At 63.2% G+C, this 6,579-nt stretch carries 8 protein-coding genes; all 8 read right to left on the reverse strand.

Annotation, left to right across the window (positions count from 1 at the left end; translation table 11 throughout):
* Positions 1-11 precede the first annotated feature (11 nt).
* The 8 genes from isoE to isoI all read right to left on the reverse strand — a co-directional run bounded on the left by isoE (position 12) and on the right by isoI (position 6,510).
* A complete protein-coding gene (gene isoE, locus RJ1_RS16300) occupies positions 12-1,034 on the reverse strand; it encodes an isoprene monooxygenase oxygenase subunit beta (RefSeq protein WP_073361518.1) in 1,023 nt (340 codons plus the stop codon).
* A complete protein-coding gene (isoD, locus tag RJ1_RS16305) occupies positions 1,031-1,363 on the reverse strand; it encodes an isoprene monooxygenase effector protein (RefSeq protein ID WP_025432436.1) in 333 nt (110 codons plus the stop codon). The genes isoE and isoD overlap by 4 nt, the downstream gene beginning before the upstream one ends.
* An 18-nt stretch (positions 1,364-1,381) precedes the next feature.
* Positions 1,382-1,726, reverse strand: a complete 345-nt coding sequence (gene isoC / locus RJ1_RS16310) for an isoprene monooxygenase ferredoxin (protein WP_073361521.1) — start codon at positions 1,724-1,726, stop codon at positions 1,382-1,384.
* Positions 1,719-2,003 carry an isoprene monooxygenase oxygenase subunit gamma gene (gene isoB, locus RJ1_RS16315; RefSeq protein WP_073361522.1) on the reverse strand — a complete coding sequence of 95 codons (285 nt, stop codon included), beginning with the start codon at positions 2,001-2,003 and terminating at the stop codon, positions 1,719-1,721. Before isoB ends, isoC begins: the two co-directional genes overlap by 8 nt.
* Positions 2,004-2,038: 35 nt before the next feature.
* Positions 2,039-3,562, reverse strand: coding sequence for an isoprene monooxygenase oxygenase subunit alpha (isoA, locus tag RJ1_RS16320; protein ID WP_073361524.1), 1,524 nt, complete (start codon positions 3,560-3,562; stop codon positions 2,039-2,041).
* A gap of 61 nt (positions 3,563-3,623) precedes the next feature.
* Complete coding sequence (gene tadD / locus RJ1_RS16325; protein ID WP_143049042.1) at positions 3,624-4,979, reverse strand: non-phosphorylative glyceraldehyde 3-phosphate dehydrogenase TadD; 1,356 nt, start codon at positions 4,977-4,979, stop codon at positions 3,624-3,626.
* 77 nt (positions 4,980-5,056) lie between these two features.
* Positions 5,057-5,758, reverse strand: coding sequence for a glutathione S-transferase family protein (locus tag RJ1_RS16330; RefSeq protein WP_073361528.1), 702 nt, complete (start codon positions 5,756-5,758; stop codon positions 5,057-5,059).
* A gap of 35 nt (positions 5,759-5,793) precedes the next feature.
* Positions 5,794-6,510 carry an iIsoprene-epoxide--glutathione S-transferase gene (gene isoI / locus RJ1_RS16335; RefSeq protein ID WP_073361530.1) on the reverse strand — a complete coding sequence of 239 codons (717 nt, stop codon included), beginning with the start codon at positions 6,508-6,510 and terminating at the stop codon, positions 5,794-5,796.
* Positions 6,511-6,579 lie beyond the last annotated feature (69 nt).

Here is a 6,579-nt window from a genome sequence, read left to right on the forward strand (position 1 = left end):
GGTTACTGATCTCAATCCGATTCGGGCCGCAGACCGACGGAGTCGAGGAACGAGTGCCAGTCCTGACGGACAGCCGCGGCAATCTCGTCCGCGGACGCTCCATTCGGCGACGCGACGATCCGGGCGCCGGCCTGGATCATCTCATTCCCCCGTGCGGACCATTCACTCAAATGACCTTGAAGCACGTCCAGATTGCCGGGATCGGCGGCTGCGAGGAATTCGACGAGTGCCACCGACCAGCGCTGACTCCGCAGGCTGTCACGCCAGAGGTTCTCCAGAATCAGCGAGTCCAAGCGCGCTCCGACACGGGCGGTTTGGCGCCGGAGCTGGACCAGGAAGAGCTGATCGGCAATCGCCTTGGTCACCAGATTGGTGGCGACAAACGCTCGGTCCCAATCGAATTCCACGAGGGCCCATTCGAATGCGGCCCGAATCGGCTGCCAGTCGGGGCGCTCGGTCCAGAATTCCTTCTCCGCGGTGCCGAAGCCGCGTTCGGGATGTGTCAGCTGCAGCTGGGTGGTGCGGTACGCGGTGAGCTGCACCCGGCGGAGCTGGTCCGCGGTCTGGAAGGCGGCACAGTTGCCGATATAGCTGCTGATCGCGAGCTGCTGAACGTAGGCGGACAGCATCTGCTGGCTGTGCGCGACGTACCGCGTCGGGGTCAGGGCCCGCACGAGCAGGGTCAGTGCCTCATCCGAAAGCGTATCGTCGGAGCCTTCGCCGTCGAACTGCGCGATCAAACCCTCGACGTACGTCTCCTGATCATCCTGGTCGGCAACATAACTGCCGTAGGTGACGGTATCGGGATCCCGGAAGCTGTCCCAGTCGTCGACCGCCAATTTCATCGAGTCGCGGTGCTCGCGCAGCCACACGTTTCCGTGAACGTCTGGTCCCATTTCCAGTGGCACGGGCCCGGTGGTGTGGTTCATGTTGTGCGTGAGCACTTCGTACTCGGTGGGCCGTCGCCCGAGATTGCCGAACGCACTCCAGGTCTTGAGCCCGCGCGAACGGGACCGCGGTGTCTTGTTGGTCATGACTTCTCCTGTCCGGAGTTCTGGTAGAACCAGACGTATTCATCGGTGCGAGTCTTGAGGCGCCCCTTGAACGAGGGCATGTCGATCTCGAGCGCGGCCAGCTGATAACTCTGACCGAAGTGCTTTTCCAAGCTCGACTGCGTCAGGCGGCACGCTCCGCGTGTGTGGATGCGGACGTAGTCCTCGCGGTCGAGTACCAGCACGTCCTGTCCCGGGTTGTCCTCCTCGATCGCATCGATCACCGCCTCCGCAAGGTTGCCGGCCCGGATGACCGGACCCACAAGGTCGGGGGAGGACTCGTCTGAGGCATCCATGTCGACAATGGTCATGAGTGTGAACTCCTACGGTCAGTGATGCGCCTGGACCGGCGACTTGAGGCGAACTTGAATGACACCGTCCACGATTCGGACGTCGTGCTTGTGCAGACAGGTGTCTCGGGGATTGACCCCGGAACCGGTCAGCGCGTCGAACTGCCACTCGTGTGCGCGGCAGGTGACGACACCGTTCTCGAATTCCCCCTCGACCAGCGAGATGCTCTGGTGTGGGCAGATTCCGTCGTACGCGCGGACCTCACCGTTCACCTTCACCAAGAGCACCTCGTCGTCTCCGACGTCGAACGATTCCATCTCGTCGTCCCACAGTTCGTCCTCGGCGACCAGGTCGACGAAGTCGTTGCCGGGCTCGTCAGCCATCGGAACCCACCTGCTCCCGGAAGCGAACATCGACCCATTGCAGCGGTGGGATCGTGCGGGTGCCGAGTAGTTCGCCGAGTGTGGCGTCGGCCGTCATCACGGTGCCGTCCACCAGCACGTCGTATCCAGGGCTCACCTTGGGTTTCGGGACCCGCCGGCCCACCGAATGCGTAGCGACCTTGCGGGCGATCTGATCCCAGGTGTCGTCGGTGTCCACGGCCACGAGGACCGGGACGAAGTCGCCGATGAAACGGCCGGTGATGGGAAAGGGTGCCATGTCAGTTCTCCTTGGCAATCAAATGAAGTCGGGTCTCAGATCGAGATCGGTTCGCGTTCAACGGATTCCTCCACCTGTGCGGGCTTCGACGGGAGGTAGTCCTTCGCCCAGGCGTAGTCGTACACGTCGTCTCCCATCACGTCCGGGGTCAGGCCCATGTAGAGCAGCCCGCCGGCGAGGTCGGCCGGGAGAATCTGGCCGTCGATGAAACGGTCGATGAAGCTCTGGTGGCCGGCGTAACGCTCGGGGTCCTGCTCGAAGCACCACTTGGAGATCTCGGAATCGAAGTGGTAGAGCCGGCCCTTGTAGGTCAGGCTGTGATCGGCGAGATCGTGCCGGGAGAACGCCGATCCCAACGGGAGTTGGGTGAGGTTGCACAGCGCCGGCAACGTGTCCGGCAGAGTGTCCTCGATCCGATCATCGTTGACGTTCTTGATGATCTCGTCCCACATCCCACCCCAGTTCTCTTCCCAGGTGGGGTACTTCTCACGCAGCCATTCCCGTTCGTCCTTGGAGACGCCGGCATTCGGCTTCCAGAACAGCGTGGGGCGCCAGAACCAGGTCCCCAGATGCATGGCGTGATGGCCGTTCTCGAGCGAGTACATGAACTGGTCCCAATACCAGGGCTTCTTCAGCCCGTAGTCCTCGAGGATCCGTTCGTGGTGGTTGACGATCCACTCGAGCATGAACTCCTTGAAGCTCATCTTGCGCTGATCGAGGGGTGTGTAGTAGTCCATCGCCGGCCCGGTCAACGTCTGGAACAGCCGGGTGGACCGCCAGAAGGCGACATCGAGTGCCTGCTGCGCGCGGGCGGGGTCGTGCTCCATCAGGATGGACAGGGTGGGGAAGCCCTGCTGAGCGTGGCGTGCCTCATCGGTTTGGATGGAGGACAACAGGTTCGACCAGTTGATGTCGCCGGCAGCCATGGCATCGGCGGCCAATGCGACGAACTGGACGTTGGTGAATCCGTGTTCGACGGTCAGGCTCGTCGCCAGTGCGGCCTCGACGCAGTCGGCGTTGAGCATCGCATCGTCGAAGAAGTTCTTCACCGCCAGGACACCCCACTCCTTGGTGTGGAACGCCTTCTGCGACCAGTCGAAACGCGGATCCTGCTTGAGCAGATCGTGGGAGAAACGCAGATCGAGCTGGGCATGGCGGGTCTCGTCGAGCATCCCGAAGACCCCGAGATTGCGCCAGCGAGGGGTCGGCGCGAACCGGCAGAATCGGCTCTGCATGGTCACTGCCATGTGCTCGACCATGCACGTGGTGCCCATGTGTAGGTGCGTCGTGGCGACATGCGCAGGGTCGAGCTTTTCGTAGGTGCCGGAACGCACCAGGGCGCTGCTGACAGCCTTGACGCCCGACTCCTTCTCACGCTGGATCCGGACGTAGTCGCGGTACGACACCCGGAACGGTTCGTCCCACTTGTCCCAGGCCTCCTTCGGTACGTCTCCCGCACCGCTCCAACTCGTCGGGAACGCCACTGCCGGATCGACGTAGCTCAGTTCCCAGTCGAGGTCTCGCGAGATGTCGTACCAATCGTCCCGGTTCAGTAACATATTGTGCGCCTTCCAGTTTGACGGTTTGGTCGGTGATTTTCGGGGTGGTTCGGTTCCGCGGTCATCGTTTGACCCGCAGCACTCTGTAGTTGGTGTACTCGAGGACACCGTGGATGGACTGCTCGACTCCGAGGCCGGACTGCTTGACGCCGCCGAACGGCACATCGGAGGAGAGCATGGGATGCTGGTTGACCCAGACCGTGCCCGCGTCGACCCGTTCGGCGACCTCGGTAGCGCGCTGTTCGTCGGAGGACCACACCGAGGCGCCGAGCGCGAGGTCGGAGTCGTTGGCCCGTGCGATCACATCGTCGATGTCGGTGTAGGTCAGGATTGGCAGGACTGGGCCGAACTGTTCCTCGCGAACCAGGGGCACGGAGTCGTCGACCCCACGCACCAAGGTGACCGGGTGGAAGTAGCCGGGGCCCTCGGGGACCTCACCGCGGAAGTACACGTCGGCGCCGCGGTGGGCGGCATCATCGACATAGCCTCGAACCTTGGCGAACTGGGCGGCGTTCTGGACCGGGCCCATGTCGACCCCGTCATCGAGCCCGTTGCCCACCTTCACCCCCTTGGCGACCTCGGCCAGAGCTTCTTCGATTGCGGGGGCGAGATGCTGCGGCACGTAGAGGCGCTTGAGGCCCGCGCAGACCTGACCACAGTTCGACAGGGCGCCCCAGTACAGATCCGGCGCGATCGACGCCACATCGACATCGTCGAGGACGATACCGGGATCATTGCCACCGAGTTCGAGGGTCAGACGCTTGAGGGTCGCGCCGGCGCCCGCCATGATCGACTTCCCCGCGCGTTCGGACCCGGTGAACGTGATCTTGTCGATCCCGGTGTGAGCCGTCATCGCCCGGCCGAGATCGTCGCCGCCGCTGAGTACCTGCAGCACACCCGGAGGGAGGATCTGTTGCGCGAGCTCACCCAGGCGCAAGGTGGCCACCGGGGTCAGGGGTGAGGGTTTGACGATGATCGGATTGCCGGTGATCAGGGCGGGACCGATCTTCCACAGCGCGAGCAGGAGGGGATAGTTCCAGGCGGTGATGCCACCGACGACCCCGACCGGTGCGCGGTGCACCTCGATCAGCTCGTCGTCGTTGTCGCGGATGACCTCGACCGGAATGTCCCAGCTTGCATACCGCTCGAGACCGCGCAGACCCGATTCGATCTCGCCGGCGGCCTTCGCCAACGGTTTTCCCTGTTCGAGGGTCACCAGCCGTGTCAGTTCGTCGATGTTGGCCCGCACGTGGTCGACCAGGCGGAGGACGATGCCTTGTCTGAACGGGAGGTCGTGGGTAGCCCAGTGCTTGGCGGCGCGGCGAGCGGCAGCGACCGCGGCGTCGAGGTGCTCGACTCCGGCGTCGGGAACCTCGATGAAGGTCGACTCGTTGGCGGGGTTGATCACGGGGATCACTGCTGCCGTGGTCGTGATCTGTCCGTCGATGGTCAGCCCAGGTGGGGTGATGTTGGACAGGGAATCTGCGGTGATACTCATGGTTGACTTCCTTCCGGGCGGAAGAGGGTCTTGAACTGTTCCGCGGTGTAGACGTGGTTTCGGGCCTTCTCCTCGCGCGGGTCGGAGATCCGGACTTTGGCGGCGGGACGGGCAGAAATCCGGTCGGCCCACGCTTTGACGTTGGGGTAGTCGGCGACATCGATCCCGTGCCCGGCGGCCACCCGAGTCCACGGGAAGGCCGCGATGTCCGCGATCGAGTACTCGCCGGCGAGGTACTCGCGATCGCCTAGCCGGTCATCCATGACGCGGTAGAGGCGGGCCACCTCGCCCGCGTATCGGTTTCGGGCGTACGGGTTGTCGATCCCCTGCTTGGGTGCGTGGGAGACGAAGTGGGCGGCCTGTCCTGCCATCGGTCCCTGGTTGGCCACCTGCCAGAACAGCCAGCACAGCACTTCTTGGCGCGCGATCGGATCCTCAGGGAGCAGGCGACCGGTCTTCTCTGCCAGGTAGAGCAGGATGGCACCAGATTCGAATATCGCCAAGCGCCGGCCACCGGGGCCATCGTGATCCACGATGGCCGGCACTTTGCTGTTCGGATTGATCTCGACGTACTCCGATTCGAACTGATCGCCCTCACTGATATCGGTCCAGACGATCTGGTAGTCAAGTCCCAATTCCTCCAGCGCGATGAGCACTTTCCGCACGTTGGGGCTTGTGTAGTAGTAGAGATCAATCATCGAACGATGCTCCAAGAGAGTCGATTACCGACAGGTCAGATGTCGTACTGCTTGCGGATACGGTCCATGTAGTCCACGAGGTTCGCCTTGGACTGGACGTGTCCGGATCCGAGCCACTGCTGCGGCTGGTCGGCGATGTGCCGCAGTGTCGAATACACCGAGGCGTCGATCGAATGCAGCTTGTCGCCGAGGAAGAAGGCCTTGTCGGCCAAGAAGTCGGACAGAGCATCGATGTCTGCCCGGAAGAACTCGGCGACGACCTCCGCGCTACGCCGGCCCATGCCCTGGCCGTCGAACTCGGTGAGGATCCGGCCCCGGAACGCGTCCAGGCCTTCGCGCATCTCCGGGGTCACCTCGGCGCCCTGAACGATGAACGGGATATAGGTTTCCCACCCGGTGTCCTCGCGCCAGCGCGGCTGGATGATGCCGCTCCAGTACAGGTGCTCCTCGATCAACCGGTTGAAGGCGAGAGCCAGGGCACGTTCCTGCTTGCTCAGATCCGCATCGAGCTTGTCGCCGTACTTGTCCTTCAGGTAGGCGATGATCGTGTTGGAGTCGCCGACCTTGGTTCCGTCCTCATCGACGATGTACGGCAGCTTGCCGTGGGGCGAGTCCTGGTCGAGCGTCGCCAGGTCTTGCGTCCTGTGCTCGAACTCGGCACCCGTGAACTTCAGGTAGTTCACTACCTTCGTCACGTACGGGCTGATGTCCGGGATCCCCCAGGCGGGAACATATCCGTAAACGGTGATCATCGTGTGTGTCGTCCTTCTGTCTCGATGGGATGGAGATTCACTGGTGAACAGGGTGCAGCTTTCGTCCTC

The sequence above is a fragment of the Rhodococcus jostii NBRC 16295 genome (genome assembly GCF_001894825.1).
Lineage (GTDB): Bacteria > Actinomycetota > Actinomycetes > Mycobacteriales > Mycobacteriaceae > Rhodococcus_F > Rhodococcus_F jostii.

What these genes read in the sequence shown, in the direction of transcription:
- isoE (WP_073361518.1), bottom strand. Translation starts at nt 1,034, where the DNA reads ATGACCAACAAGACACCGCGGTCCCGTTCGCGCGGGCTCAAGACCTGG.
- isoD (WP_025432436.1), bottom strand. Translation starts at nt 1,363, where the DNA reads ATGACCATTGTCGACATGGATGCCTCAGACGAGTCCTCCCCCGACCTT.
- isoC (WP_073361521.1), bottom strand. Translation starts at nt 1,726, where the DNA reads ATGGCTGACGAGCCCGGCAACGACTTCGTCGACCTGGTCGCCGAGGAC.
- isoB (WP_073361522.1), bottom strand. Translation starts at nt 2,003, where the DNA reads ATGGCACCCTTTCCCATCACCGGCCGTTTCATCGGCGACTTCGTCCCG.
- isoA (WP_073361524.1), bottom strand. Translation starts at nt 3,562, where the DNA reads ATGTTACTGAACCGGGACGATTGGTACGACATCTCGCGAGACCTCGAC.
- RJ1_RS16330 (WP_073361528.1), bottom strand. Translation starts at nt 5,758, where the DNA reads ATGATTGATCTCTACTACTACACAAGCCCCAACGTGCGGAAAGTGCTC.
- isoI (WP_073361530.1), bottom strand. Translation starts at nt 6,510, where the DNA reads ATGATCACCGTTTACGGATATGTTCCCGCCTGGGGGATCCCGGACATC.